Consider the following 25207-nt stretch of genomic DNA (forward strand, 5'->3'; position numbering starts at 1 on the left):
CCCCTACCTGTGGGGGGAGGGAGAAAGGTCTCGGGGGTGTCAGTCGTCCGAGTGGTCGGCGGTGACCTTGGCGGAGTCGAGGTTGACGCGCCAGTCGTTGCCGGTGCCGTCGGCGGCGGTGGTGTCGACCTCCCAGGCCTGGTCGCGGCCCTCTTCGTCGAGGTCGACGGAGGTCACGGTGCCCTTGGCGGCGGCGGCCTCCGCGGCTTCCGCGGCGGTCACGGAGCTGCCCTTGAGGGCGGCCCGGATCCGCTCGGTCTCGGCGGCGTCGTCACCGTCGTCGTCGCGGTCGGCGTGGGAACCGAGCACCTTGCCGGTGCCGGGGTCGATCTGGACGCTGTGCCAGGCGCCGCCGTCGGTGAGGATGTCGATGTCCCACACCAGGTTCGTGCCCTCGTCGTCGAGGTCGGCGGAGACCGCCGTACCGGCCTTGTGCTTCAGCGCGGCGGTTATGGCGTCGGCGGCACTGACGTCCGCGGCCTTGGCCTCGGCCGAGTCCTCCGCCCTGTCGTCCGCGTCGTCGTCGCGGCCGTCCGTACCGGCCTTGTCGTCGGCCGAGTCGTTCCTGTCGTCGGCGTCGTCGCGGTCGTCCTTGTCGTCCGCGACCTCCACATCGTCGTCGCGGCCCTTGTCGTCGTCCGACACCTGCACGCTGGACCGCTTCACCTGCGCCTCGTCGTCGCCCGAGACCGCGATGGCGGTCGCGGTGCCGCCGCCGATGAGGGCCGCTGCGGCGATGGTGGCGATGACGATGTTGCGCTTCATGGGGTTCCTCCCGATAGCGATGAGTACGACCGGCTTGTTCGCTGTCGTGTGCTTTCGACGGGAACCAATCTGCCCGACCGACTCTGAAGCCGACCTGAAGCACCCTGAAGATGCCTTCAGGTTCGTTTTGCCAAGCTGTGCGCATGCGTCTGTTGATCGTGGAAGATGAGAAGCGGCTCGCGGTGTCGCTGGCCAAGGGGCTGACGGCCGAGGGGTACGCCGTGGATGTCGTCCACGACGGGACCGAGGGCCTGCACCGGGCGAGCGAGGGGTCGTACGACCTCGTGATCCTCGACATCATGCTGCCCGGCATGAACGGCTACCGCGTCTGCGCCGCCCTCCGCGCCGCCGGCCACGATGTGCCGATCCTGATGCTCACCGCCAAGGACGGCGAGTACGACGAGGCCGAGGGCCTGGACACGGGCGCCGACGACTACCTCACCAAGCCGTTCTCGTACGTCGTCCTCGTGGCCCGGGTGAAGGCGCTGCTCCGGCGTCGCGGCCCCGCCGGCGGCGCCTCTCCCGTGCACGTCGTCGGCGATCTGAAGCTCGACACCGCCGCCCGGCGCGTCTTCCTCACCGACGGCGAAGTCGCCCTCACCACCAAGGAGTTCTCCGTCCTGGAGCAGCTTGTCGTGCGCGCCGGCGAGGTCGTCTCCAAGGCCGACATCCTGGAGCACGTCTGGGACTTCGCGTACGACGGCGACCCCAACATCGTCGAGGTCTACATCAGCACCCTCCGCCGCAAGCTGGGCGCCACCCGCATCAAGACCGTACGCGGCGCCGGTTACCGACTGGAGGCCCGCCCATGAGACGCCGGCTCTTCGGCTCCGTGCGCGCCCGGGCGACCGTCGCCGCGACCGTGGTCGTCGCCATCGCGCTGGTCGCGGCGGGCGCGGCCGTACTGCTGTCGCTGAGGGCCAGTCTGATCGGTCAGGCGGAGGCGAGGGCGGACTCGGAGGCCCGTACGGTCGCCACGAAACTGGCCCAGGGAGTCGCGTACGCGGACCTGGAACTGGACGACGGCGACGACAACGCCGTCCAGGTCCTGGACCGGCGGGGACGGGTGGTCGCGGCAGGCGAGGACGTGGAGGCCATGAGCGTCACGGCCCACGCGCGCACCCGGTCGAGCGGGAGCGCGGCAACCGCCGCGGACGACGCCACGGTCGACACCGACACCGACGACGACGCGGAGGCGGACGAGGACGACGCCCTCGCCACCGGTGAGGTCGCCGAGGACGTGCGGAAGGCCGAGGGCACCGCGACCGTCGACGGGGAGACCGAGGACTACCGTTTCGCGGTGCTCGACCTGGTCACACCCGGCGATGTCCCGCTGACCGTCTACGCGGGCTCCACCCTCTCCCCCGAACAGGACACCGTCAGCACCACCCTGACGACCATGCTGATCGGCCTGCCCCTGCTCCTCCTCACCGTCGGCGGAGCCACCTATGTCGTCACCGGCCGAGCCCTGCGCCCCGTCGAGGGCATCCGAGCCGAGATGGCGGCGATCACCGCCTCCGAGGACCTGGCGCGACGCGTCCCCGAGCCGGACACGCACGACGAGATCGCCCGCCTGGCCCGTACGACGAACGAGACGCTCGCCGCGCTGGAGACCTCGGTGGAGCGGCAGCGCGCGTTCGTCGCCGACGCCTCGCACGAGCTGCGCAGCCCCATCGCATCGCTGCGCACCCAGCTCGAAGTGGCCGCCGCGCACCCGGAGTTGCTGGACCTGGAGGGCGCGGTCGAGGACACCGTACGCCTGCAGACCCTCGCCGCCGACCTGCTCCTCCTCGCCCGCCTGGACGCCGGGGAACGCCCCCCACCGGACGCGCACTTCGACCTGGCGAAGGTCGTGAGGGAGGAGACGGCCGGCCGCGCCGGAGTGACGGTCGAGTCCGTCGACTCGGTGGAGGTACGCGGATCTCGCGGGCAGATCGCCCGGGTACTCGGCAACCTGCTGGACAACGCCCGCAGGCACGCCCGGGACCGGGTCTCGGTGAACCTCCGCCGCGACGGCGGGCAGATCGTCCTCGCGGTGGCCGACGACGGCTCCGGCGTCCCCGAAGCCGACCGTGTCCGAATCTTCGAACGCTTCGTCCGCCTGGATGAATCCCGGGCCCGCGACGACGGCGGCGCGGGCCTGGGCCTGGCGATCGCGAGGGACATCGCCACCCGCCACGGAGGCACCCTCAAGGTCACAGATGCCCCAGAAGGCGGCGCCCTCTTCGAACTGAGGTTGCCCTTGAAGCCGCCGGCGCACTGAGGGGCAGGGCGGAGCGCTACGGTTTGGCTCGGTGGCTCCGCAAGTGCTCAGCGATGGGCGTCAGCGACTTGTGCAGCTCTTCCAGTGCCTCCGGCGGCAGCAGATCGATGAAGTGCCGTCGCACGGAGGCGACATGATGTGGCGCCACCTTCTTCATCGTCTCCATGCCGTGTTCGGTGAGCACGGCATACAGTCCCCGCCGGTCGGACTCGCAGTTCTCGCGGCGCACGAGGTTCGCGTTCTCCATGCGCGTGATCTGGTGCGAGAGGCGGCTCTTGGACTGGAGGGTCGCGGACGCGAGGTCGCTCATCCGCATCCGCAGGCCCTCCGACTCGGACAGGTTCACCAGGATCTCGTAGTCGTTCATTGTCAGGCCGAACGGCTGCAGATCCCTTTCGAGCTGGTGCGTCAACAGTCTGTTGACGTCCAGATGGGTGCGCCAAGCGCACTGTTCCGCATCGGTCAGCCAGCGCGTGGCCGTCTCGGTCTCCATGAATGAAGTCTACCTAAAAAGTTGAAAGGCGAACTACTGAGGGTTGCAGGATTCGGGTTCTGCGGGTGGCGACGCGCACACGTTCGATGTCACCCTCCGCAGACTACCGCTCACAGCCCGAAGCGACGCTGCAGGTCCCCGAGCTGTCCGGGAAGGCGCGGTGTGCCGGGCTGCCCGCCGTGGTGGCCGGGTACCCCGCCGCCACCCGGTACTCCCGGCTCGCTCGGGACCATGCCCGTGGCCTGCTCGGCCATGAGGGTCTCGGAGGACTGGAGCAGCACCGTACCGGCCCCGACGAACTCGAATTGGTGCTCTTCTCCGGAGGCGCCGCCGATGCCCGTCATCGCACGTAGACCGCCCATGATGCCCGTCATGTACCCGTGGTCGTAGTGGTGGCACGGGGAGGGGCAGTCGGCCCAGCCCACCAGTGCCTGCGGGTCGACCCGGATGGGCGGTTCCATGAACACCACCGGGCCGTTGGAGGCGGCCACGAACTTGCCCGTTCCGATGAGGGTCAGGAAGCCCGGAACGATGGACTGCTTCAGCGCGAGACTTGGCTGAAAAGCGAGGAGGTTGCCCGAGCGAATGGTCAGGTTGCCGTCTTCGAGGTCGTATGAGTTGACGTCGAAGGCCCGGTCGGCGAGGAGCATCTTGCCGGAGCCCTCCGCCACGACCCAGTCGCTCGCGTGCAGAGGCGAATGAAAGGACGTACGGACAAGACGGTCGAGACGGCCGTGCCCGATGCCGTTGAACTCCATCTGGCCGTAGTAGGCGGTCATCTTGCCCTTCTGCAGGAACCACTGGCTCCCCTTGAGCTCCACGCAGAAGGTGTAGTTGTTGACGTTGTCGTCGCTCGGCAACGTCATGGGGTCGTACACGGTCGGGCCGGCGCCCGGGGCCCCGTACATGCTCACAGCTTCTCCTCCGAGGCCTGGACGTACACCGCACCACTGCCGCTCAGCTCCAGCTGGAACGCCTCGCCGGAGCCGCGGCCCACCATGTCGCGCCAGCCGAGCGCGGTGGACAGCTTGTTGCGTACGTCGCCGTGGTGCGCCACATACGCCTGAGGGTCCACATGGACCGGGCGCTGAGGGGTGATCGGCACCTCGATCACGCCGCCGTGCGCCATGACGGCGACGGCGCCGTGGCCCTTGAGGGTGGTGGTGAACAGGCCCTGGCCGGTGACCTGGCCGCGCACCATGCCCATGACGCCGCCCTGCGAGCCCATGAACATCGTGCCCTGCTGGAGGGTGCCGTCGAAGGCCAGCAGACGGTCGGCCTCGACGTAGAGCGTGTCCCCGGTGAGGCTGATCACCTGGATGTGGTGGCCGCCGTGCCCGAACATCACCGTGCCGTTGCCCTCGACGGTCATCAGCGGGGTCGCCTCGCCCGCCACCCGGCGGCCGATCATCGAGGCGATACCGCCCTGGCCGCCCTGGATGTTGGGCGTGAAGGACACCTCGCCCTTGTAGGCGAGCATCGCCCCGCGCTGGCTGAACAGCCGCTGGCCGGGCACGACCGTCGCCTCGATCATCTTGGAGTTGATCTCACGGAAGGGCATGTCACACATCTCCCGCGATCGTGTTGCGCTCGCTCGGCTGGACGTAGACGATTCCGTCGCCCTCGAAGCGGATCTGGAAGGCCTCGCCGCCGCCCTCCCCGAGGAACGTGCGGAACGTCACACCGGACTGGAAGGACTGGTGGAGGTCGCCCTGATGGGCGATGTACGCCCCCGGGTCCACCGTGAGCGGGTACTGGCGGCTCACCCGCAGCACCACCGCCGGGCCGTCGGACATGATCGCCGCCTGGCCGTGGCCCTCGATGGTCGTCGTGAACAGGCCGTTGCCCTGCGAGGCGCCGCGCAGCCCCGTGAAGCTCGTGCCCGTCCGCAGGCCGGAGTCCGTCGCGAGCACATTGCTCGACTCCACGTACAGCTTGTCCCCCTGAAGATTCACGAGGTTGATCTCCGAGGCCCGGTCCGCGAACCAGCACGTCCCCTGCCCCGTCACCTCCATCAACGTCATCTGCTCACCGGTCAGGCGCCGCGTCACCATCCCGCGGATGCCCTCGCCGCCGCCGCTCAGCTTCTTGAACGACATCTGACCGTCGTACGCGACCATCGAGCCGTTCTTCGCCTTGACGGCGTCCCCGGTCATGTCGACGGCGAGCACCTTGCTGCCTTGAAGTCGGAACATTGCCACGGGGTGACGTTAACCGGCCGACAGCCGGACAGGACAGATCCCAGAGGCGGATCTCGACCCCGAGGGGACCCCTAGGGCCTTCGGGAGGTTGACGTCCGGGAGTTCGGCGTCCGGACCCCCGTGCCCCGGTCTGTCGGGGTCGGATGCCACAATGGGGACGCTTGTGCATCCGTTCACAAAGCTCGACGACTCGCCAGCCGATCCGGCCGACCCCACCGAAGGTGAACCGTGGACATAAAGACCGCCTCCGCCCTCCGCCGCCTGCGCCTCGTCTCCGCGCCCGAAGCGGTGTCGTTCCTGCTGCTGCTCGTCTGCTCGGTGCTGAAGCGGACCACGGACTTCAACGCGGTGCCCGTCATGGGCTGGGTCCACGCCATCCTGTTCATCCTGTACGTGATCTTCTGGGCCGACGCCTGGAACCGTACGAAGTGGTCGCGGAAGACCGCCGCGCTGTACTTCGCCCTCTCCGTGCTGCCGACCGGCGGCTTCTTCGCCGACCGGAAGCTGCGCCGTGAGGCCGAGGACGCGGTGATCGCCTCCCGCGCCCGCAAGGAAGGGATCGTGAACGCGTGATCGTCGCCTTCTCCGTGACGCCGTTGGGCGTCGGCGAGGACGTGGGGGAGTACGTCGCCGACGCCGTACGGGTGGTCCGTGAGTCCGGGCTGCCCAACCGGACCGACGCCATGTTCACGTCGATCGAGGGGGAGTGGGACGAGGTGATGGACGTCGTACGGCGTGCGGTCGCCGCCGTCGAGCAGCGTGCGCCCCGGGTCTCGCTCGTCCTGAAGGCCGACATCCGCCCCGGTGTGACGGACGGTCTGACGTCGAAGGTGGAGACGGTGGAGCGCCATCTGTCCTCGTAGCCCTCCGAGGACCGAACCGCCGACCCCGGCCCCGAACCGCTGACCCCGGCCCTTCTGGGCCGGGGTTCTTTGTCGTGGCCCCGCCTCCCTTCGGCGCGCCCCGGCCAACTCCCCGTGACCGGTGCGGTGGTGGCGCGGGCGGCGCCGGACCGTGGGGGCGACTCGGGGCCCTGGTCGGCGCGTTGGCCACCGTCTGCGCGGCGCACGCGCGCCTTGCGACCTGCGGCGTCGGCACGGACCGACGTGCCGCGCGCGGCGGGCAGTTGCGGCGGTTCCCTCAATCGGCCCGCGCGGCTCGCGGAGTCCGTGCCGCCGACTCACGATGAAGGCTCAGAGCCGACCGCCGTTCGAGCCTCCGACAGACGGGGCGGCTGACGCTTGCCAGTGAAGGAAGGGCCTGCTGGATGACTACTTCGAAATCCATATCCCAGTCGGCGTTCGACGGTTCAAGGCTACGGGTCATCCTGTCCGTTGAGCTCCACGAAGGCGCCCAGCGACAGTTCCTCGACGCGTATGAACACATGCGCAGGCAAGTCGTGTCGGTTCCCGGTCACCTCCATGACCAACTGTGCCAGTCCGTGGAGAACCCGTCCCGGTGGATCATCACGAGCGAATGGGAAGGCGAACCGCCGTACCTCGCCTGGGTGAACAGCGAGGAGCACCTGGAGATGGTCAGGCCCATGCAGAGCTGTGTCCGTGACCTCCGGTCGACGCGTTACAGCGTCCTGCGTGAGACCGGCCGCATCTTCTCTCCCGCCACCGGGACCTCCGACGGACTTCTGGGCTCCCCGCGGGTGGGCGACGGGGTGGTGCGCCACGCGCTGACGTTCACCGTCAAGCCGGGTTCCGAGTCGAAGGTCGCGGAGATCCTCGCCGACTACGCGCCGCCGCAGGCACGCGTCGACGAGTCCACCCGGCTGAGCCGCACCACCCTGTTCATGCACGGCAACCGGGTGGTACGCACGGTCGAGGTGGAGGGCGACCTGATGGCGGCCCTGCGGCACGTCTCGCGTCAGCCGGAGGTGCGGGCCGTGGAGGAGGCCATCAATCCGCATCTGGAGGTGAACAGGGATCTGACCGACCCCGAGTCCGCACGCGCCTTCTTCATCCGCGCGGCCATGCCGGCCGTGCACCATGTGGCCCGTGGCGGACCGGAACCGGCCGAACTGCGGCGCCACGCGCTGTACTACCCGGCCCGCAAGGGCTCCGGGATGGCGCTGGCCCGGCTGCTCTCCCACCAGGACGAGACCGCCGCGGACGACCCGGCCGGGTCGGTGTACCGCAGCACCGTCTTCCACCGCGACGACATCGTCGTCCGACTCATCGATGTGTCGAGCGATCCCGAGGCCGATCCGGTCATGGCGCTCGCTGTCCACGGCGAGCGGAAGACCGCGGTGCTGGCACGACTGCTCGACAGTGCCGCGCTCGGCATGGTCGGACGGCTCACGAGCGAACGCGACGCGATCCGCCTCCTGGCGCACGCCGACATGACGCTGATCACCGATCGCAGGGCCTCGCAGCCCTGACAGCCACGGACAACACCCCCACTGCCCAACCTGGAGACGGACCATGCACAAGACGCGCCCGCGCATCGTCGACCTGAGCGAGACCGAGCCCAATCGTAAGCGCGGCGGCGACCTGCGCACCATGCTCACACCTGTCACGGTGGGTTCCACGAGCGGATTCATGGGCCTGGCCATCATGCAGCCCGGCGAACGCATCAGCGAGCACTATCACCCGTATTCCGAGGAATTCGTGTACGTCGTCAAGGGCGACCTGGAGGTCGACCTCGATGGAGAAACGTTTCCTCTGTGTGTCGACCAAGGCCTCATGATCCCCATCGACATGCGGCACCGCTTCCGCAACGTCGGTGATGTGGAAGCCCGGATGGTCTTCCACCTGGGGCCGTTGGCGCCGGAGCCGAGCCTGGGCCACGTCGACACGGAGGCCGTGGCGGAGAACCAGGACCTCAAGCCGTATCCGCTCGTCCAAGAGTCGACCGCGCGGCCCGAACGACAGGGGGCCCCATCATGAGCCGGCGGGTGGCGGTCACCGGCATAGGTGTCGTCGCCCCCGGTGGGATCGGGGTGCCGGCGTTCTGGGACCTTCTGTCCAACGGCCGTACCGCGACGCGCGGCATCACCCTGTTCGATCCCGAGGGGCTGCGGTCCCGGATCGCCGCCGAGTGCGACTTCGACCCGCTCGCCCACGGGCTCGAACCCGAGCTGGTCCAAGGCGCCGACCGGTACATACAGTTCGCCCTCGTCGCCGCGACGGAGGCCGTGGCCGACAGCGGTGTCGACTTCGGCAGGGAAGACCCCTGGCGCGTGGGCGTGTCCCTGGGCAGCGCGGTGGGCGGCACGACCCGGCTGGAGCACGACTACGTCCTGGTCAGCGAGCGCGGACAGCGCTGGGACGTCGACCATCGCGCGGCGGAGCCGCATCTGCACCGGGCGTTCTCGCCCAGCACGCTCGCGGCGGACGTCGCCGAACGGTTCGGCGCCCAGGGCCCGGTGCAGACCGTCTCCACCGGCTGCACCTCCGGGCTCGACGCGGTGGGCTACGCCTTCCACACCATCGAGGAGGGGCGCGCCGACATCTGCATAGCCGGAGCGTCGGACTCCCCGATCTCCCCGATCACGATGGCCTGCTTCGACGCCATCAAGGCGACATCACCCAACAACGACGATCCGGCGCATGCCTCCCGGCCCTTCGACGCCCACCGCAACGGGTTCGTCATGGGCGAGGGTGCCGCGGTCCTCGTACTGGAGGACCGGGAGCACGCCCGTGCTCGCGGTGCGCACGTCTACTGCGAGATCGGCGGCTACGCCACCTTCGGCAACGCCTACCACATGACCGGTCTGACCAGTGAGGGCCTGGAGATGGCGAGGGCCATCGCCGACGCGCTCGACCACGCGCGCGTGGATCCCACGGAGATCGACTACGTCAACGCGCACGGCTCCGGCACCCGCCAGAACGACCGGCACGAGACCGCCGCCGTCAAGAAGTCGCTGGGCTCCCACGCCTACGACACGCCCATGAGCTCGATCAAGTCCATGGTGGGTCACTCACTGGGTGCGATCGGCGCGATCGAGGTCGTCGCCTGCGTGCTGGCCCTGGCCCACCAGGTGGTGCCGCCGACGGCGAACTACGAGACCCCGGACCCCGAGTGCGACCTGGACTACGTACCGCGTACCGCACGCCCGCGCAGGCTCGACAACGTGCTCTCCGTGGGCAGCGGCTTCGGCGGGTTCCAGTCCGCGGTGCTCCTGACGGGGCCGACTGGGAGGAGACGACGATGAGCGGTCGACGCACCCGGCACACCGCGGTCACGGGGATCGGTGTGGTCGCGCCCAACGGCTCCACCACGGACGCCTACTGGAAGAACGTCAAGGAGGGCGCGAGCGTACTGGACCGGATCACCCGGGAGGGCTGCGAGCACCTTCCGCTCCGGGTCGCCGGCGAGGTCCGTGGATTCGACCCGTCGGCGCTCATCGAGGAGACCTTCCTCGTCCAGACCGACAAGTTCACCCACTTCGCGCTGGCCGCCGCCGACGCCGCCCTGCAGGACGCGGGGCTCGGCAGCGGCGCCGCCGACTCGCCGTACTCCGTCGGTGTGGTCACCGCCGCCGGGTCCGGCGGCGGTGAGTTCGGCCAGCGGGAACTGCAGAAGCTGTGGGGACAGGGACCCCGGTTCGTCGGGCCCTACCAGTCCATCGCCTGGTTCTACGCGGCCAGCACGGGCCAGATATCCATCCGCAAGGGCTTCAAGGGCCCCTGCGGGGTGGTGGCCAGCGACGAGGCGGGCGGCCTGGACGCCGTCGCGCACGCCGCCCGGGCCGTGCGGCGGGGCACGGACGTGGTCGTCGTCGGGGCGGCCGAGGCGCCGCTCGCCCCGTACTCGGGGGTCTGCCAGCTCGGTTACCCCGAGCTCAGCACCGAGGAGGACCCGGCGCGTGCCTACCGCCCCTTCACCTCGGCGGCCTGCGGCTTCGTGCCCGCCGAGGGCGGTGCCGTGCTGGTCGTGGAGGACCTGGACCGGGCCCGGCGCCGGGACGCGGTCGTCCGCGCCACCGTGGCCGGACACGCCGCCACGTTCACCGGCGCCTCACGCTGGGGCCGGTCACGGGAGGGGCTCGCGCAGGCCATTCGTGGTGCCCTGGACGAGGCCGGCTGCGCGCCGGAGGAGATCGACGTGGTCTTCGCCGACGCGATGGGCGTACCGGAGGCCGACCGTGCCGAGGCGCTGGCCCTCGCCGACGCCCTTGGCCCGCACGGCACGCGAGTGCCGGTCACGGCCCCCAAGACCGGCATCGGACGGTCGTACTGCGGGGCTCCCCTGCTGGACATCGCAGCCGCGGTGATGGCCATGGAACACGGGCAGATACCGCCGACCCCGAGCGTCTTCGACATCTGCCACGACATCGACCTGGTGACCTCCAGGGCACGTCCGGCCCAGCTCCGCACGGCCCTGGTCCTCAGCCGGGGGCTCATGGGCTCCAACGCGGCGCTGGTCCTGCGCCGTGGCGCTCCGCTGGAAGCACGGTGATGAGCCCGCGGGCCCGGTGGGGCTGGTCGCTCCCCCCACTCTCGACTTCGCTCGAGCGGGAGGGACCCCCATCGCGGCGGAGCCGCATATCGGCACGGTCCCGCGCCCCCGACGGGGCGCGGGACCGCGCCGGACTTCACCAGGGCCGCTCAGATCCCTTCACAACTGGTACGACAAGGAGAACCCGTATGACCACAGAAGTTACCCAAGTGACCGTCGAGGAACTGGCCACGCTGATGAAGAAGGCCGCCGGCGTGACCGTGGACCCGCACGATCTCGAAGCCCGGGTGGACTCCACCTTCGCCGAGTTCGGGCTGGACTCGCTCGGCCTCCTCGGCATCGTGGGGGAGCTGGAGAACCGGTACGGCCGGGCACTGCCCACCGACGCCGAACGGTGCAAGAGCCCCCGCGCCTTCCTCGACCTCGTCAACGACGTGCTGAGGACGGAAGCCTGACATGGCAGGGCACACCGAGAACGAGATCACCATCGCCGCACCCGTCGACCTCGTCTGGGACATGACCAACGACCTCGAGCGTTGGCCGCGGCTGTTCAGCGAGTACGCGGCCGTCGAGGTGCTGTCCCGCGAGGACGACACGGTGACCTTCCGTCTGACCATGCATCCCGACGAGAACGGGAAGGTGTGGAGCTGGGTGTCGGAACGGGTCACCGACCGGGAGAAGCTCACCGTCCGGGCACGCCGGGTCGAGCCCGGCCCGTTCAAGTACATGAACATCCAGTGGGAGTACGAGGAAACCCCCGACGGCACCCGGATGCGCTGGACACAGGACTTCGCCATGAAGCCCGACGCCCCCGTCGACGACGCCGGGATGACGGACATCATCAACCGCAACTCGCGGGTCCAGATGGCCCTGATCCGCGACCGCATCGAGCGGGCCGCCGACGAGCGGCGTACCGCACCCGACACGCCCGCCTGAGCGACGTTGTCGCGGAAGGAGACCTCACGCCCCATGCACCACGCCCTGATCGTCGCCCGGATGGCCCCCCAGTCGGCTCCGGACATAGCCGAGGTCTTCGCGGCCTCAGACCGCGGCGAACTCCCTCACCTCGTCGGGGTGACCCAGCGCTCCCTCTTCCAGTTCGGCGATGTGTACATGCACTTCATCGAAGCCGAGCAGGACCCGGGCCCCGCCATCGCGCGCGTGTCCGAGCACCCCGAGTTCCGCGACATCAGCAGAAGGCTCGAAGCGTACGTCAGCCCGTACGACCCGCAGACCTGGCGCGGTCCGAAGGACGCGATGGCGCGGCGCTTCTACCACTGGGAAAGGAACACCGGCGCCATCCGGTGAACGACGAGAACGAGAAGGCCGCCGCCCGCGCTCGGTCTGCGCGGGTGGCGGCCTTCTCGGACCTCGTCCTCGGACTTCACCGACGCGCGAGCGCCGGCATCAGCCGCAGGGCGTTCTCCCGGTTGATGCCCTCCAGTTGCTGCTCCGACAGGCAGGGGTCGCCGTCCAGCGCGGGCGTCACCTTGTCGGCGACGACTTGCGCGGGGGTGGGTGGCCAGTCCGTGCCGAAGAGGATGCGGTCGGGGTCCACCGTCGCCAGCAGCGTGGGCGTGGCCGAGGGGGACATGGGGCCCGCCGTGTCGAAGTAGAACCGGTGCAGGTAGTCATGGACCCGGCCGGGCTCGATCCCCGGGGTGAGGGACCCGCCGAAGAGTTCGAGCCGGGTGGCCATGTAGGGCAGGAAGCCTCCGCCGTGCGGAAGGATGAAGCTGAGGTTCGGGTAGCGATCGAGGGTGCCGTTCCTGATGAGGTTGATGGCCGCACGAGTGGTGTCCATCAGGAAGTCGCACACGAAGGGCGGCATTCCCGGCAGCCCCGCGCCGCCGTCCTTCCCGGCCGGCACTTCCATCGGGTGCGTGCTGATGACCGCGGACCGGTCGTTCAGCTCCCGCAGGAGGCGGTCGTGCGACTCATCACCCAGGAAGACGCCGTTCACGCTTGTCCGCGTGCTCACTCCGACGGCACCGAGCTCGTCGAGGCCGTAGCGGATGCTCCACGAGGAGAGCTCCAGGTCGTCGAGGAAGACGGGGGTGAAGAAGGCGAAGCGCGCGGGGTTGCCCTCGACGACCTCGGCCGCCGCCCGCAGGGCGACACCCGCGCTCTCCTGGCGCTCCGCGCGCTCATGGAACCGGCCGAGCATCGCTACCGTCATGACGGCGGTGTCGATGCCCGTTTTGTCCATGAGCTCCAGTGCCGCGTCCAGGTCCCAGCGCGTCCACCAGGGCAGCTTCTCGCGGTTGACGACGCCTCGTTCCTCCGCCCAGTCCAGCCAGGCCGGGGCGGTGAAGTGGTGGTGGACGTCGACGCGTCCTGCATCGGTCATAACGGGGTCCTCGGGGTCGGTCGTTCACAAGGGGCGGTCGGAGGGAGCAGTCGAAGAGCAGTCGAAGGGGAGAGCCGGCGAGGCAGCCGGAGAGGGCAGTGGGAGAGGCCGCGGGGTTCAGTCGCGGCAGAGCACGCTCCGCAGCACGTTCGTCAGGACGTGGTCGGCGTCCGGCATCGCGGCGTCCGCCCGCCAGGCGATGAAACCGTCGGGGCGCACGAGAACGGCACCGTCCTCGGCCGTGCCGTGCAGCTCGGCCCAGTCGGCGTCCGCATCGGGGACGAGGTCGTGATCGGGACCCGTTCCCACGAGATACGCCTCGACGGGGACGCCCAGGTGCTCGGAGGCCTTCTCCACCGCGGTCCGCCACTTCTGCCCCCCGGCCCCGGCGAGCAGCACGAAGGAACGCTCGTACAGGTCGAGCGTGGAGATCCTGCGGTCTCCCCTCGTGACCCACATGTGGGGTGCGCGGCTGCCCGGCTCGCCGCCCAGGTGGAACGCCTCGGGAACGATCGGCCGCTCCGCGGGGGCGTCCGCCACGGCGTTCGAGGTGTATCGATAGCAGAGGGCGACGGTCATCAGGTCGGCCGGGTCGTTGTTGCGGTCGGCGGCGGAGCTGAATCCCGGGTGCTGCTCGTCGGCGGCCTGGACGCATGCGCGTGTGCCGGTCGCGAGGGCGACGGGCCGCCGTTCGAGCTCGTAGGTGTCGAGCAACGGCGGGCCGGCCCAGCCGCGCAGCACCGCGGCCAGTTTCCAGGCGAGGTTGTGGGCGTCCTGGATTCCGGTGTTGGAGCCGAACGCCCCGGTGGGCGGCATCTCATGGGCCGAATCGCCGGCCAGGAAGACCCGGCCCTCGCCGTAGCTGTCCGCGACCCGCTTCGAGGCGTGCCAGGGCGCCTTGCCCGTGATCTCGACGTCGATGTCGGCGACGCCGACGGCCGCGCGGATGTGTGCCGCCAGCCTCTCGTCGGTGAAGTCCTCCAGGGCCTCGCCCCGGTCGGGGTACCAGGGAACGTGGATCACCCAGCGCTCCTCGTTGTCCACCGGCAGCAGGGCGCCCTCGCCCTGGGGGTCGGTGACATAGCAGACGACGAATCGTCTCTCTCCGACGTACCTCTTCAGCGCCCTGCTGCGGAACGTGACGCTGACGTTGTGGAACAGCTCACCGGGTCCCGACTGGCCGATCCCCAGGTGGTTGCGGATGGGGCTCCTGGGGCCGTCGGCGGCCACCAGGAAGTCGGCGCTCACGGTGTGGGTCTCACCGGTGTCCCGGTTCCTGACCCGCGCCCGTACCCCGTCCCCGTCCTGCGTGAAGGAGAGCAACTCGGAGCCGAAGCGGATGTCGGCACCCTGGTCCCGGGCGTAGTCCAACAGCACCGGCTCGAGATCGTTCTGACTGCACAGGCACCAGTCCGAGGAGCTCACCCGGGAGATGTCCATGCCACCGGAGATGTCGCGGATGATCCAGCGGCGCTGCTTCCCGGTGAGGGTGTCCACCTGGAGAATTCCGTCGTTCCCGGCGAGAATGCCGGCTGCCTCCCGGATACGCGATTCCAGGCCGGCGGTCCGGTAGATCTCCATGGTGCGCACATTGTTGCCGCGGCCACGCGGGTGCGTCGATGTCCTGGCATGCCGCTCCACGAGCATGTGCTCAATTCCGAGGCGCCCCAGGAAAACCGAAGTGGAAAGACCCACCAGGGATCCACCTGCGACGAGAACTGATACAGATTCCGCTTGGTGTCCGCTCACGTCGTCGATGTTTACCAAGTCGGGCTGCCACACACACTTCGTACGGCGAGCCGACCCATATGGCGCAGCGCCGTTTGCGGCGCGGTGCCGCCCGGGAAACGGTGGATCCGACCACGGAAATCAACGGCTACCCCGGGACCAGTCATGACGCAAGCGTTCGCATCCGAGGAATTCGAGGCACTGTCGTCCGAGGAGGCCGCAGCCGCGGCCTCCTCGTGCAGCCGGGAGTTTCGCGCCAACCCGCATCCCGTGTACGCCGCGCTGCGGGAGACGGCGCCCGTATGCCCCTTGTCGCCACCGCACGGCGTCGAGACGTACCTCATCACGCGTTATGACGATGCCCGCGCCGCCCTGGCCGACCCCCGGCTGAGCAAGGACATGTACGGTGCCATCGACGCCTACCACCGCATCTTCGGTGACTCGTCGATCGCGCTCGACGACAACATGCTCTTCTCGGACCCCCCGAAGCACACCAGGCTCCGGAGGATCGTCGGCAGCACCTTCACCCCGAAAAGGGTGGAATCGCTGCGTCCGCGCGTCCAGCAGATCACCGAAGATCTCCTGGACCAGTGCCCGACGGCTGGGGCGGTGAACCTGCTCCCCGAGTTCTGTTTCCCGCTGCCGCTCCACGTCATCTGCGAACTCCTGGGCGTCCCGGAGAACGAACGCAAACAGGCTCAGGAATGGTCCGCCACCGTGGCGCAGACCGGTTTCGGGCCGGAGGCGAGAAAAGCACTGGAAGTGGCCGAGGGAAACCTGCGCGACTATCTGGTGGACCTGTGCGCGCGAAAGCGGAGGGAGCCGGACCAGGGTCTGCTCAGCGCACTCGTCACGGCCAAGGACCAGGAGGGCGCGCTCACCGACCACGAACTCGTCTCGACGGCGTGGGTGCTCCTTTTCGCCGGCCACAAGTCGACGGCGTACCAGATCGGCAATGCCGTGTACCACCTGCTCAGCCGACCGGACCAGAAGGAACTGGCGCTTCGGGACGCGAATTCCATGAACGCGGCCATGGAGGAGATCTTCCGGTTCGAGTCGTCCGTGGAGAACTCCACCTTCCGCTACGCGAAGGAGGACGTCGTGATCCGGGACACGCTCATCCCCAAGGGTGCGCTCGTCCAGATCTCGATCACCGGGGCCAACCGTGACCCGGAGATGTTCGCCGCGCCGAACGAGCTGGACGTGCGGCGCCCGAACGTCCAGGCCACGCATCTCTCCTTCGGCTATGGCCCGCACTACTGCATCGGCGCTCCGCTGGCCCGGCTGGAGATGCAGGTCGCCCTCACCACGCTCTTCGGGCGGTATCCGCGCATGACACTGGTGGGGGCGCCGGAAGAGGCGCGCTGGCTCACCGTACCGTTCCCCGCCTTCCGGGGGCTGGCGGAGCTTCCCGTCACGCTCGACCCGTCATGACCGGCCTTCCGGCTCCGTCGCATGTGCGAGTCGTTCGCCTGCTCCGCGTGCGCGAAGGGAGGGAATCGGATTTCGTGGCGGCCTATCAACGCGTTCTCGAACGTGCCGCGCGCTTCCCCGGACACCTCGGCGAACAGCTCTGCCGCTCCCTCGACGATCCCGGTCAGTGGCTGCTCACCAGCGAGTGGGAAAGTCCCGAATCCATCAGAGGGTGGCGCATCGACCCTGATCACGAGAGTCTGGTCAAGCCGATGAACGCCTGCCTGCACGACGACCGATGGACGGCGGTCTTCCAGGTGATGGGGTCTCATACGCCCTGAACGGATGCGATGAGCTCGATCATCCGTGACGGTGACGGGCCCGTCGCGCTGACCGAAACAGGAGACAGGGGCTGACCATCATGTGACCGGCCGGTAAGGTCTGGTGCCGTGCCGAAGCCCCTCAGTCTTCCCTTCGACCCCATCGCACGCGCCGACGAGCACTGGAAGCAGCGCTGGGGAAACGTACCGTCCATGGCCGCGATCACTTCGATCATGCGTGCCCAGCAGATCCTGCTGGCCGAGGTCGACGCGGTCGTCAAGCCGTACGGGCTGACTTTCGCGCGTTACGAGGCGCTGGTGCTGCTCACCTTCTCCCAGAAGGGCGAGCTGCCGATGTCCAAGATCGGCGAACGTCTGATGGTGCACCCCACCTCGGTGACGAACACGGTCGACCGCCTGGTGAAGTCGGGCCTGGTCGACAAACGCCCCAACCCCAACGACGGCCGCGGCACCCTCGCCTCCATCACCGACAAGGGCCGCGAAGTCTGCGACGCCGCCACGCGGGACCTCATGGCCATGGACTTCGGCCTCAGCGCCTACGACGCCGAGGAATGCGCCGAGATCTTCGCGATGCTCCGCCCGCTGAGGGTGGCTGCGGGGGATTTCGAGGAGAGCTGAGCGGTCGCCAGGGGCGCTCGAAGATCGTTCGAAACCGGTGGTTACGCTCATGCGCATGAAAAAGAGCGTGCTGACCCGCTACCGCGTCCTGGCCTACGTCACCGGTGTGCTGCTGGTCCTGCTGACCCTCGGCGTGATCGCCAAGTATCTGCTCGAGATGGACGGCGCCGACAGCTTCACGCAGGTCATCGGTATCGCGCACGGCTGGCTGTACGTCCTGTACCTGGTCTTCGCCTTCGATCTCGGCTCCAAGGCGAAGTGGCCGGTGCGCAAGCAGCTGTGGGTGCTGCTGGCGGGCACGATCCCCACGGCGGCCTTCTTCGTGGAACGCCGGATCACCCACGAGGTCGAGGGCAAGATCGAGGATGCTTCGCCCATGGCCGCCAAAGCGTGATCGCCGGCTCCGCCGTTTGACCGCCACCGCCGTACGGGTGAGCGTACGGCGGCGTGCCGTCGACATTTACTAGGACGTCCAAGTAAATTGGCGGTATGGACGCTGACGCCATCGAAGAGGGACGCCGACGCTGGCAGGCTCGGTATGACGCCGCGCGTAAGCGCGAGAGTGACTTCACGACGCTTTCCGGGGACACGGTGGAGCCTGTGTACGGGCCGCGGCCGGGGGATGCGTACGAGGGGTTCGAGCGGATCGGGTGGCCCGGGGAGTTTCCGTTCACCCGGGGGCTGTATCCGACCGGGTACCGGGGGCGGACCTGGACGATTCGGCAGTTCGCCGGGTTCGGGAACGCCGAGCAGACCAACGAGCGGTACAAGATGATCCTCGCCAATGGCGGCGGTGGGTTGTCCGTGGCGTTCGACATGCCGACGCTCATGGGGCGGGACTCCGACGATCCGCGGTCGCTGGGGGAGGTCGGGCACTGCGGGGTGGCCATCGACTCGGCCGCGGACATGGAGGTGCTGTTCAAGGACATCCCGCTGGGGGACGTCACCACCTCCATGACCATCAGTGGGCCCGCCGTGCCCGTCTTCTGCATGTATCTCGTCGCCGCCGAGCGCCAGGGTGTCGATCCGGCCGTGCTCAACGGCACGCTGCAGACCGACATCTTCAAGGAGTACATCGCGCAGAAGGAGTGGCTCTTCCAGCCGGAGCCGCATCTGCGGCTCATCGGCGATCTGATGGAGCACTGCGCGGCCGGGATCCCGGCGTACAAGCCGCTGTCCGTCTCGGGCTATCACATCCGTGAGGCCGGGGCCACGGCCGCGCAGGAGCTGGCGTACACGCTGGCCGACGGGTTCGGATATGTGGAGCTGGGGCTCAGCCGAGGGCTGGACGTGGACGTGTTCGCGCCGGGGCTGTCCTTCTTCTTCGACGCGCACGTCGATTTCTTCGAGGAGATCGCCAAGTTCCGTGCGGCGCGGCGCATCTGGGCGCGATGGCTGCGGGATGTCTACGGGGCGAAGAGCGAGAAGGCGCAGTGGCTGCGGTTCCACACGCAGACCGCCGGGGTCTCGCTGACCGCGCAGCAGCCGTACAACAACGTGGTGCGTACGGCGGTGGAGGCGCTGTCCGCCGTGCTCGGCGGGACCAACTCGCTGCACACCAACGCCCTCGACGAGACGCTGGCGCTGCCGTCCGAGCAGGCCGCCGAGATCGCGTTGCGGACGCAGCAGGTGCTCATGGAGGAGACCGGGGTCGCCAACGTGGCCGATCCGCTGGGTGGTTCCTGGTACGTCGAGCAGCTGACCGACCGGATCGAGGCGGACGCGGAGAAGATCTTCGAGCAGATCAAGGAGCGGGGACTGCGGGCCCACCCCGACGGGCGGCACCCCATCGGGCCGATGACGTCCGGAATTCTGCGGGGGATCGAGGACGGATGGTTCACCGGGGAGATCGCGGAGTCCGCGTTCCGGTACCAGCAGGCCCTGGAGAAGGGCGAGAAGCGGGTCGTGGGGGTGAACGTCCACCACGGGTCCGTGACCGGGGATCTGGAGATCCTGCGGGTCAGCCACGAGGTCGAGCGCGAGCAGGTACGGGTGCTGGCCGGGCGCAGGGCCGACCGTGACGGCGCGGCCGTACGCCGGGCACTGGACGCCATGCTGGACGCCGCGCGCGACGGGTCCAACATGATCGGGCCCATGCTCGACGCGGTCCGCGCGGAAGCGACGTTGGGCGAGATCTGCGACACCCTCCGGGACGAGTGGGGGGTGTACACGGAACCGGCGGGGTTCTAACCGGCGGGGCTCTGGGTGCCGTCGTCGGCCGCGGCACCCTTGAGCCCCAGCAGCAGCAGCCTCGTGAAGCCGTGGGCCCAGTCCTCGTCGGCCGGTTCGGCGCTCACCAGGGTGCGGTGGACCACCGCGCCCGCCACCACGTCGAAGATCAGGTCGGTGGTGTGGGCCGCTGTGCGGGGGTCCTCCTCGCCCGGTAGTTCGCCGCGGGCGTGGGCTCGGGCACGGCCCTCCAGAACGAGGCGTTTCTGGCGGTCGACGATGGAGGCGCGGATGCGTGCGCGCAGGGCGTCGTCGCGAGTGGATTCGGCCAGTACGGCCATGAGGCCGCTCTTGGCCTCGGGGCGGGCCAGGATCGCGGCGAACCGCAGGACGACGCCCTCGATGTCCGCCGCCAGGCTGCCCCGGTCGGGGAGGCGGAGTTCGTCGAAGAGTTCCGCGACCGCGTCGACGACGAGTTCGTTCTTGCCCGCCCAGCGGCGGTAGAGGGTGGTTTTCGCGACGCCGGCGCGGGTCGCCACGTCGCCGAGCGTCAGTTTGGACCAGCCCAGCTCCACGAGAGCCTCCCGGGTCGCCGCCAGGATCGCGGCGTCCGCGGCGGCGCTGCGTGGGCGGCCCGTGGCGCGGGGCGCGGGCGTGCGGCTCTCCATCCGTCGACCATATGCCGACCGGATCCGGCCGTTCACAAGGTCTTCGCCGATGTCGTGAGAGAGATCACGCGGGAGTGGGTACATAGCCTTCGCGAGCGCAGTTACGCTACGACCCGTAGCGAAAGCTGGCGGCCCCGTCGTGGGGGAGGAACGCGGCGGTACGTCGATCGGCCTTGACATCGCTTTTCACGCGCGCGCTCGGAGGGGGGAGGATGTACTCATGCAGCCACGGAACATGTCCATGAGCGGAGTCGTCGACCTCGCCGCGGTGAAGGCGGCCCAGGAGGCCAAGGCGAAGGCGGAGCAGGCGCGCGCCGAAGCGGCCAGGCAGGGCGGAGGAGGAGCGGTCTCCCCGGCCGACCTGGTCATCGACGTCGACGAGGCCGGGTTCGAGAGCGAGGTCCTGCAGCGGTCCACCCAGGTACCCGTCGTCATCGACTTCTGGGCCGAGTGGTGCCAGCCCTGCAAGCAGCTCAGCCCGGTGCTGGAGCGGCTGGCCGTCGAGTACAACGGCAAGTTCGTCCTCGCCAAGATCGATGTCGACGCCAACCAGATGCTGATGCAGCAGTTCGGGATCCAGGGGATCCCGGCGGTGTTCGCCGTCGTGGCGGGGCAGGCGCTGCCGCTCTTCCAGGGGGCCGCCCCCGAGCAGCAGATCCGCGCCACGCTCGACCAGTTGGTGCAGGTCGCCGAGCAGCGCTTCGGCCTCACCGGCCTCGTGGTGGACCCGGACGCCGAGCCCGGCGCCGCTGTCGAGTCGGCGCCCCAGGTCCCGGCCGGCCCGTACGACCACCTGCTCGCGGCGGCCGTACAGGCGCTGGACGCGGGCGACTTCGGCGGCGCGGTGCAGGCGTACAAGAACGTGCTGAGCGACGACCCGGGCAACACCGAGGCCAAACTGGGCCTGGCGCAGGCCGAGTTGCTGCGACGGGTGCAGGACATGGACCCCCAGGACGTGCGCAAGGCCGCCGCCGAGAACCCCACCGACGTACAGGCGCAGATCGACGCCGCGGACCTCGATCTGGTGGGCGGACATGTGGAGGACGCCTTCGGCCGGCTCGTCGAGACGGTGCGGCGTTCGGCCGGGGACGACCGGGAGGCCGTACGGCTTCGACTGCTGGAACTGTTCGATGTGGTGGGGGCCGACGATCCGCGAGTGACCGGGGCGCGCCGGGCGTTGGCGCGGGCGCTGTTCTGATCCGCGCGCACCGTGAGCCGACTCGTGTCCCTCGCGAGTCGGCTCACACTCACCGCGATTCGGCCGATGGCCGCCGCGAGTTGATTCGCACTCACCGCGGATCGGCTCCCGCTCGGCGTGCGGCGCCTCGCCGTTCGCGCTGAACACGCGGCCCGGGCGCACGGATCGGCACTGCCGGGACGTGTGGGGCCGACGGGGAAGATTTGTCGACGGAGCGACACCGCGGTCGCGCTTTACCAAATCTTGGTAAACGCGGCCGCTGTTACTGGCAGTAAGAGAAAGTCGTCGATCTGTCGGACTCTGTCCAACTCTCAACCGGTGTGTCGCCTCACCTGGAGCCACCCTCGGTCGCTGCTCGATGCCGATGGGTCGTTGTTCGGTTATCCGTCCGTTACTAGCCAGTAACGACCCCCCTTGCGGGGGCGGCGAGAATGCACCACGATCGGCGACGCTCGGTCCGTTCCCGTGCCCCGCCAGCCAGTCGGGTCAACGGGTTTTCTGGGTCCCCACCGAGTAGAGCCGGCGACAGTGGCGCCGGCTCTTGGACAGGGGGGTCTCTGCTCAACGGCAGAGCCTGTCCAGCAGGTTGTGCGTGATGCGTGTCAGGCGCGACCAGTGGTTGTCGCTCGGGGGTGATCGCCGGTGATTCGGGCGCTTTTCGCGCCACCGAGCGCGGGCGCTCCCCTTCCCGAGGACGTAGCACTTCTCCCATCCCTGCCCGGCCGAGCCGCCGTCAAGGGGCGAGCCGGTGGCAGGAGATGTACGTCCGAGAAGGAGGAAATATGGAGTCCCAGGTGCGTGGCGGGACCAGATGGAAGCGGTTCGCTGTGGTCATGGTGCCCAGCGTCGCCGCCACAGCAGCGATAGGTGTCGCCCTCGCGCAGGGTGCTCTCGCCGCGTCGTTCAGTGTGTCGGGGCAGTCGTTCAAGGTCACGGCGGGACAGCTCGACGGTACGGGCTTCTCGCAGTACGGGGCGCTCGACGAGGGCTACACCCTCAAGGGCGAGAAGACGGTTCACCCCGTCGCCGTCTCGGCGTTCAAGAACGCCGAGATCACCGACATGTGCCAGTCGGTCGTCACCCCGAATGTGCCGATCCTCGGTAGCGTCAGCCTCAAGCTGACCGCCGGTACCGGTGGCAAGAAGGTCGAGGCCGAGAACCTCTACATCGACGTCGAGGACCTCTCGGGCGATGCCGTCTTCCGCGGCATCGACATCGGTGTGGCCGCCAAGGACGCCTCCAAGGGTCCGGGCATGAAGGGCGGCAAGGAGCAGGCCAACCCCTACGGGTTCGCCCAGCAGGCCGACTCGGCCACGCTCACCGATGTGAAGCAGACGGCGTGGGCGACCACCGCCGGAACCTTCAAGCTGAGCAACCTCAAGATGTCGCTTCACAAGGGCGTCGTGGAGTGCTACTGAGCACTCCGTAGGGCGGGTGAGGGGGCCTGCGCTTCTTCGCCCGCCCGTCCTTCTCGCAGCGCGGGGCACCTCGCGCGCGAACTCCGTACGTGAATTCCGTACGCGCGCTTCGTACTACGTGTCGTACGCGAACTTCTCACAGCAACACCGTTCCAGGGAGCTGTTGTCCATGAGCGCCGAGTCAACGGGGCAGAACGAAGACTATCTCCGCGCCTTTCGGCGGCGCTTCCGCGACTGGAGGGGCTCGCGGCCCTTCTGGTCGGGCCTGTTGGTACTGCTCGGCGGATTCCCGATCATGTACCTGCCGTACGCGAATCTGCAGCTCGGTCATCTGACGCTCGCCATGTCGACGACGGGCGGCGCGGGTTCCCTCATCATCGGCGTGCTGCTGGTGGTGCTCGGGATCAGCCTGTGGTTCCAGCGGCATGTACGCACCTTCGCCGGCACCGCGGCGATCCTCCTGGCGCTGGTCTCCATCCCGGTCTCCAACCTCGGTGGTTTCGGCTTCGGTTTCCTGCTCTCGCTCATCGGCGGCGCCATGGCCGTCTCCTGGGCGCCGGGGCAGGAGGAGGCGTCCGTGCCGTCCACCTACTCGATGCCCGGCAAGACCCCGGCTCCTCAAGACCCGGCTCCCCGGAACACGGCACAACCAGGTACGGACCCCCTGCTCAAGTCCGACGCCCCGGAGCCCGCCGGCTCCGTGAACGCGGCGGCCGGCGGCGAGGGTGACGACCTGTCAGGTACCACCCCCACGAACGGGACGAACGGGAGGCACAGTGCCGGCTGACGAGGTGACCCACGGGACTTCGGTGGGAGAGTCCCGTGCGAGATCCGGACCGCGGCACGCGGCGCCCAAGAAGCCCCTTCTCACCCGGCTCAAGATGCCGGCGGGCAAGGCGATAGCCCTGGCGGCGATGCCGACGGCGGTCCTCATGGGTACGGGCTTCACGCCCACCCTCGCCCGCGCCGAGGACCCCGCGTCGCAGAGCCTGACCGCCGACGAGTACAAGGACTGCGTGGCGGCCCTGGAGGCCGACGAGGACGGCGAGGACACCTCGGCCTCCCCGAGCCCGACCCCGTCCGCCTCCGCCTCGGAGAGCGCCGACACGTCGGACGACTCGGCCAAGGACGAGGACACGACGGGTTCGGACACGGGCTCGGACTCCTCGGACGACTCGGCGTCCGGTGACACGTCGGGCGGCGGCTCCTCTTCGTCGGATTCAGGTTCCGACGACAAGGACACCGCGGACGACTCCACGACCACCGAGAAGACGGCCACCGACACCGGCACGACCACGCCGTCGCCCTCCGCTTCCGAGGACAGCGGCGGCAACGTACTGGAGGACATCGGCGACGCGCTCGGGGACCTGTTCACCGGTGACGAGTCCGAGTCGACCTCCACCGCCACGCCCTCGGCCACACCGTCCCCCTCGGCGTCGGACGACACCTCCGGCTCCTCCGGCTCCTCCGGTTCTTCCGGCGACACGGCCGCCGACGCCGGCAAGGACGCGCAGGACACCGCCGACGACAGCGCGGACAAGGTCGAGGACGCCGCCAAGGACATCACCGACGGCACCGAGGACGCGGCCGACGACACCGCCGCCGACGCCACGACGACGCCGAGCCCGTCCCCGAGCGACGAGGTGAGCGCCGAGGACTGCCCGGCCGCCACCGACGACGAGAGCGGCGTGGAGAAGGGCATCCCGCCGCTGCCGAACGACCCCTGGTACCTGAACGCCAGCTCGCTGCTGCTGAAGGGCGCCTCCTACAAGGGCATCGTCAAGGTGAAGACCGCCGACGGCACCGTCAAGGAGGTGCTGAAGTACGTCATCTCCGACGGCACCGACATAGGCGACCTGCACCAGACGGTCGAGGACAAGCAGGCCGGGGTGACCTACCACGCGCAGGCCGGCAAGGGCACCACATCCACGATCCGCGACGGCGCCACGGTCATGTACACCGAGAGCATCTCCGGCAATCTGCTCGGTCTGATCCCGGTGACCTTCGACCCGAAGCACCCGCCGCCGCTGGACATCCCGCTGATCTACTTCACCAACGCGAAGGTGGTCCAGGCGGGCCAGTTCGGGGGCACGCTCACCGTTCCCGGCCTCCACCAGTACACGACCGACTGAGCAGTCGCACAGGACCCGTCCGGGAGCCGCACAACACC

The 25207-nt window shown here is 69.1% G+C and carries 28 protein-coding genes; 20 read left to right on the plus strand and 8 right to left on the minus strand.

Going from position 1 to position 25207, the window contains the following annotated elements:
• Positions 1–39: 39 nt before the first annotated feature.
• Positions 40–765 (minus strand): PepSY domain-containing protein, encoded by a 726-nt coding sequence (locus tag STRIP9103_RS14850; protein WP_009311430.1) that lies wholly within the window; start codon positions 763–765, stop codon positions 40–42.
• A gap of 143 nt (positions 766–908) precedes the next feature.
• Here STRIP9103_RS14850 and STRIP9103_RS14855 point away from each other — a divergent pair, with 143 nt between their 5' ends.
• Positions 909–1577, plus strand: coding sequence for a response regulator transcription factor (locus STRIP9103_RS14855; RefSeq protein WP_009311414.1), 669 nt, complete (start codon positions 909–911; stop codon positions 1575–1577).
• Positions 1574–3028: a sensor histidine kinase gene (locus tag STRIP9103_RS14860; protein WP_009311432.1), complete on the plus strand. Its 1455-nt coding sequence runs from the start codon at positions 1574–1576 to the stop codon at positions 3026–3028. Before STRIP9103_RS14855 ends, STRIP9103_RS14860 begins: the two co-directional genes overlap by 4 nt.
• A gap of 16 nt (positions 3029–3044) precedes the next feature.
• On the opposite strand, the gene STRIP9103_RS14865 is transcribed toward STRIP9103_RS14860, so the two are convergent.
• The 4 genes from STRIP9103_RS14865 to STRIP9103_RS14880 all read right to left on the minus strand — a co-directional run bounded on the left by STRIP9103_RS14865 (position 3045) and on the right by STRIP9103_RS14880 (position 5716).
• Positions 3045–3521 carry a MarR family winged helix-turn-helix transcriptional regulator gene (locus tag STRIP9103_RS14865; protein WP_009311452.1) on the minus strand — a complete coding sequence of 159 codons (477 nt, stop codon included), beginning with the start codon at positions 3519–3521 and terminating at the stop codon, positions 3045–3047.
• Positions 3522–3631: 110 nt separating this feature from the next.
• Positions 3632–4429 carry an AIM24 family protein gene (locus STRIP9103_RS14870; RefSeq protein WP_086019268.1) on the minus strand — a complete coding sequence of 266 codons (798 nt, stop codon included), beginning with the start codon at positions 4427–4429 and terminating at the stop codon, positions 3632–3634.
• A gap of 2 nt (positions 4430–4431) precedes the next feature.
• Positions 4432–5082 (minus strand): AIM24 family protein, encoded by a 651-nt coding sequence (locus tag STRIP9103_RS14875; RefSeq protein ID WP_009311446.1) that lies wholly within the window; start codon positions 5080–5082, stop codon positions 4432–4434.
• Between the two features lies 1 nt (position 5083).
• Positions 5084–5716 (minus strand): AIM24 family protein, encoded by a 633-nt coding sequence (locus STRIP9103_RS14880; RefSeq protein WP_048820308.1) that lies wholly within the window; start codon positions 5714–5716, stop codon positions 5084–5086.
• A 234-nt stretch (positions 5717–5950) separates the two neighbouring features.
• On the opposite strand from STRIP9103_RS14880, the gene STRIP9103_RS14885 reads away from it, so the two are divergent.
• The 9 genes from STRIP9103_RS14885 to STRIP9103_RS14925 all read left to right on the plus strand — a co-directional run bounded on the left by STRIP9103_RS14885 (position 5951) and on the right by STRIP9103_RS14925 (position 12442).
• The gene (locus STRIP9103_RS14885; protein WP_009311436.1) at positions 5951–6295 is read left to right on the plus strand and encodes a DUF3817 domain-containing protein; all 345 of its coding nucleotides are present in this window, start codon (positions 5951–5953) and stop codon (positions 6293–6295) included.
• A complete protein-coding gene (locus STRIP9103_RS14890) occupies positions 6292–6585 on the plus strand; it encodes an MTH1187 family thiamine-binding protein (protein ID WP_009311412.1) in 294 nt (97 codons plus the stop codon). The genes STRIP9103_RS14885 and STRIP9103_RS14890 overlap by 4 nt, the downstream gene beginning before the upstream one ends.
• Before the next feature lie 404 nt (positions 6586–6989).
• Entirely contained in the window at positions 6990–8111 is a 1122-nt protein-coding gene (locus tag STRIP9103_RS14895; protein WP_009311453.1) for a SchA/CurD-like domain-containing protein, read from the plus strand.
• 43 nt (positions 8112–8154) lie between these two features.
• The gene (locus STRIP9103_RS14900; RefSeq protein WP_009311418.1) at positions 8155–8619 is read left to right on the plus strand and encodes a cupin domain-containing protein; all 465 of its coding nucleotides are present in this window, start codon (positions 8155–8157) and stop codon (positions 8617–8619) included.
• A complete protein-coding gene (locus tag STRIP9103_RS14905) occupies positions 8616–9887 on the plus strand; it encodes a beta-ketoacyl-[acyl-carrier-protein] synthase family protein (RefSeq protein ID WP_009311420.1) in 1272 nt (423 codons plus the stop codon). Before STRIP9103_RS14900 ends, STRIP9103_RS14905 begins: the two co-directional genes overlap by 4 nt.
• Positions 9884–11134 carry a beta-ketoacyl synthase N-terminal-like domain-containing protein gene (locus STRIP9103_RS14910; protein WP_009311455.1) on the plus strand — a complete coding sequence of 417 codons (1251 nt, stop codon included), beginning with the start codon at positions 9884–9886 and terminating at the stop codon, positions 11132–11134. The genes STRIP9103_RS14905 and STRIP9103_RS14910 overlap by 4 nt, the downstream gene beginning before the upstream one ends.
• A gap of 188 nt (positions 11135–11322) precedes the next feature.
• Positions 11323–11589, plus strand: coding sequence for an acyl carrier protein (locus STRIP9103_RS14915; RefSeq protein ID WP_009311434.1), 267 nt, complete (start codon positions 11323–11325; stop codon positions 11587–11589).
• Position 11590: 1 nt separating this feature from the next.
• The gene (locus STRIP9103_RS14920) at positions 11591–12070 is read left to right on the plus strand and encodes an SRPBCC family protein (RefSeq protein ID WP_009311457.1); all 480 of its coding nucleotides are present in this window, start codon (positions 11591–11593) and stop codon (positions 12068–12070) included.
• Positions 12071–12103: 33 nt separating this feature from the next.
• Entirely contained in the window at positions 12104–12442 is a 339-nt protein-coding gene (locus tag STRIP9103_RS14925; protein ID WP_009311440.1) for a TcmI family type II polyketide cyclase, read from the plus strand.
• A gap of 76 nt (positions 12443–12518) precedes the next feature.
• Here STRIP9103_RS14925 and STRIP9103_RS14930 read toward each other — a convergent pair whose 3' ends face one another.
• Both STRIP9103_RS14930 and STRIP9103_RS14935 read right to left on the minus strand, forming a co-directional pair.
• On the minus strand, positions 12519–13484 hold the full coding sequence (locus STRIP9103_RS14930; protein WP_009311450.1) for an amidohydrolase family protein: 966 nt from the start codon (positions 13482–13484) through the stop codon (positions 12519–12521).
• A 117-nt stretch (positions 13485–13601) separates the two neighbouring features.
• Positions 13602–15266, minus strand: a complete 1665-nt coding sequence (locus tag STRIP9103_RS14935; RefSeq protein ID WP_009311425.1) for an FAD-dependent oxidoreductase — start codon at positions 15264–15266, stop codon at positions 13602–13604.
• A gap of 111 nt (positions 15267–15377) precedes the next feature.
• Between STRIP9103_RS14935 and STRIP9103_RS14940 the strand changes: the two genes are divergently transcribed.
• From STRIP9103_RS14940 to STRIP9103_RS14960, 5 genes are all read left to right on the plus strand, one after another.
• On the plus strand, positions 15378–16646 hold the full coding sequence (locus STRIP9103_RS14940) for a cytochrome P450 family protein (RefSeq protein WP_009311413.1): 1269 nt from the start codon (positions 15378–15380) through the stop codon (positions 16644–16646).
• Positions 16643–16966, plus strand: a complete 324-nt coding sequence (locus tag STRIP9103_RS14945) for an antibiotic biosynthesis monooxygenase family protein (protein WP_048820309.1) — start codon at positions 16643–16645, stop codon at positions 16964–16966. The genes STRIP9103_RS14940 and STRIP9103_RS14945 overlap by 4 nt, the downstream gene beginning before the upstream one ends.
• Before the next feature lie 108 nt (positions 16967–17074).
• Positions 17075–17584, plus strand: a complete 510-nt coding sequence (locus tag STRIP9103_RS14950) for a MarR family winged helix-turn-helix transcriptional regulator (RefSeq protein WP_009311427.1) — start codon at positions 17075–17077, stop codon at positions 17582–17584.
• Between the two features lie 55 nt (positions 17585–17639).
• On the plus strand, positions 17640–17978 hold the full coding sequence (locus tag STRIP9103_RS14955; RefSeq protein WP_048820312.1) for a DUF3817 domain-containing protein: 339 nt from the start codon (positions 17640–17642) through the stop codon (positions 17976–17978).
• 95 nt (positions 17979–18073) lie between these two features.
• The gene (locus STRIP9103_RS14960; protein WP_009311416.1) at positions 18074–19774 is read left to right on the plus strand and encodes an acyl-CoA mutase large subunit family protein; all 1701 of its coding nucleotides are present in this window, start codon (positions 18074–18076) and stop codon (positions 19772–19774) included.
• On the opposite strand, the gene STRIP9103_RS14965 is transcribed toward STRIP9103_RS14960, so the two are convergent.
• Positions 19771–20421, minus strand: coding sequence for a TetR/AcrR family transcriptional regulator (locus STRIP9103_RS14965; RefSeq protein WP_009311415.1), 651 nt, complete (start codon positions 20419–20421; stop codon positions 19771–19773). The genes STRIP9103_RS14960 and STRIP9103_RS14965 overlap by 4 nt on opposite strands.
• A gap of 220 nt (positions 20422–20641) precedes the next feature.
• Between STRIP9103_RS14965 and STRIP9103_RS14970 the strand changes: the two genes are divergently transcribed.
• From STRIP9103_RS14970 to STRIP9103_RS14985, 4 genes are all read left to right on the plus strand, one after another.
• On the plus strand, positions 20642–21619 hold the full coding sequence (locus tag STRIP9103_RS14970) for a tetratricopeptide repeat protein (RefSeq protein ID WP_009311442.1): 978 nt from the start codon (positions 20642–20644) through the stop codon (positions 21617–21619).
• Between the two features lie 833 nt (positions 21620–22452).
• Positions 22453–23037 (plus strand): DUF6230 family protein, encoded by a 585-nt coding sequence (locus STRIP9103_RS14975; RefSeq protein ID WP_234022208.1) that lies wholly within the window; start codon positions 22453–22455, stop codon positions 23035–23037.
• Positions 23038–23206: 169 nt separating this feature from the next.
• On the plus strand, positions 23207–23824 hold the full coding sequence (locus tag STRIP9103_RS14980; RefSeq protein WP_048820310.1) for a DUF6114 domain-containing protein: 618 nt from the start codon (positions 23207–23209) through the stop codon (positions 23822–23824).
• Complete coding sequence (locus STRIP9103_RS14985) at positions 23814–25169, plus strand: hypothetical protein (RefSeq protein WP_009311448.1); 1356 nt, start codon at positions 23814–23816, stop codon at positions 25167–25169. The genes STRIP9103_RS14980 and STRIP9103_RS14985 overlap by 11 nt, the downstream gene beginning before the upstream one ends.
• Positions 25170–25207 lie beyond the last annotated feature (38 nt).

The organism is Streptomyces ipomoeae 91-03 (assembly GCF_000317595.1).
Classification (GTDB): domain Bacteria; phylum Actinomycetota; class Actinomycetes; order Streptomycetales; family Streptomycetaceae; genus Streptomyces; species Streptomyces ipomoeae.

What these genes read in the sequence shown, in the direction of transcription:
- STRIP9103_RS14850 (WP_009311430.1), bottom strand. Translation starts at nt 765, where the DNA reads ATGAAGCGCAACATCGTCATCGCCACCATCGCCGCAGCGGCCCTCATC.
- STRIP9103_RS14855 (WP_009311414.1), top strand. Translation starts at nt 909, where the DNA reads ATGCGTCTGTTGATCGTGGAAGATGAGAAGCGGCTCGCGGTGTCGCTG.
- STRIP9103_RS14860 (WP_009311432.1), top strand. Translation starts at nt 1,574, where the DNA reads ATGAGACGCCGGCTCTTCGGCTCCGTGCGCGCCCGGGCGACCGTCGCC.
- STRIP9103_RS14865 (WP_009311452.1), bottom strand. Translation starts at nt 3,521, where the DNA reads ATGGAGACCGAGACGGCCACGCGCTGGCTGACCGATGCGGAACAGTGC.
- STRIP9103_RS14870 (WP_086019268.1), bottom strand. Translation starts at nt 4,429, where the DNA reads ATGTACGGGGCCCCGGGCGCCGGCCCGACCGTGTACGACCCCATGACG.
- STRIP9103_RS14875 (WP_009311446.1), bottom strand. Translation starts at nt 5,082, where the DNA reads ATGCCCTTCCGTGAGATCAACTCCAAGATGATCGAGGCGACGGTCGTG.
- STRIP9103_RS14880 (WP_048820308.1), bottom strand. Translation starts at nt 5,716, where the DNA reads ATGTTCCGACTTCAAGGCAGCAAGGTGCTCGCCGTCGACATGACCGGG.
- STRIP9103_RS14895 (WP_009311453.1), top strand. Translation starts at nt 6,990, where the DNA reads ATGACTACTTCGAAATCCATATCCCAGTCGGCGTTCGACGGTTCAAGG.
- STRIP9103_RS14900 (WP_009311418.1), top strand. Translation starts at nt 8,155, where the DNA reads ATGCACAAGACGCGCCCGCGCATCGTCGACCTGAGCGAGACCGAGCCC.
- STRIP9103_RS14905 (WP_009311420.1), top strand. Translation starts at nt 8,616, where the DNA reads ATGAGCCGGCGGGTGGCGGTCACCGGCATAGGTGTCGTCGCCCCCGGT.
- STRIP9103_RS14910 (WP_009311455.1), top strand. Translation starts at nt 9,884, where the DNA reads ATGAGCGGTCGACGCACCCGGCACACCGCGGTCACGGGGATCGGTGTG.
- STRIP9103_RS14915 (WP_009311434.1), top strand. Translation starts at nt 11,323, where the DNA reads ATGACCACAGAAGTTACCCAAGTGACCGTCGAGGAACTGGCCACGCTG.
- STRIP9103_RS14920 (WP_009311457.1), top strand. Translation starts at nt 11,591, where the DNA reads ATGGCAGGGCACACCGAGAACGAGATCACCATCGCCGCACCCGTCGAC.
- STRIP9103_RS14925 (WP_009311440.1), top strand. Translation starts at nt 12,104, where the DNA reads ATGCACCACGCCCTGATCGTCGCCCGGATGGCCCCCCAGTCGGCTCCG.
- STRIP9103_RS14930 (WP_009311450.1), bottom strand. Translation starts at nt 13,484, where the DNA reads ATGACCGATGCAGGACGCGTCGACGTCCACCACCACTTCACCGCCCCG.
- STRIP9103_RS14940 (WP_009311413.1), top strand. Translation starts at nt 15,378, where the DNA reads ATGACGCAAGCGTTCGCATCCGAGGAATTCGAGGCACTGTCGTCCGAG.
- STRIP9103_RS14945 (WP_048820309.1), top strand. Translation starts at nt 16,643, where the DNA reads ATGACCGGCCTTCCGGCTCCGTCGCATGTGCGAGTCGTTCGCCTGCTC.
- STRIP9103_RS14955 (WP_048820312.1), top strand. Translation starts at nt 17,640, where the DNA reads ATGAAAAAGAGCGTGCTGACCCGCTACCGCGTCCTGGCCTACGTCACC.
- STRIP9103_RS14960 (WP_009311416.1), top strand. Translation starts at nt 18,074, where the DNA reads ATGGACGCTGACGCCATCGAAGAGGGACGCCGACGCTGGCAGGCTCGG.
- STRIP9103_RS14965 (WP_009311415.1), bottom strand. Translation starts at nt 20,421, where the DNA reads ATGGAGAGCCGCACGCCCGCGCCCCGCGCCACGGGCCGCCCACGCAGC.
- STRIP9103_RS14970 (WP_009311442.1), top strand. Translation starts at nt 20,642, where the DNA reads ATGCAGCCACGGAACATGTCCATGAGCGGAGTCGTCGACCTCGCCGCG.
- STRIP9103_RS14975 (WP_234022208.1), top strand. Translation starts at nt 22,453, where the DNA reads ATGGTGCCCAGCGTCGCCGCCACAGCAGCGATAGGTGTCGCCCTCGCG.
- STRIP9103_RS14980 (WP_048820310.1), top strand. Translation starts at nt 23,207, where the DNA reads ATGAGCGCCGAGTCAACGGGGCAGAACGAAGACTATCTCCGCGCCTTT.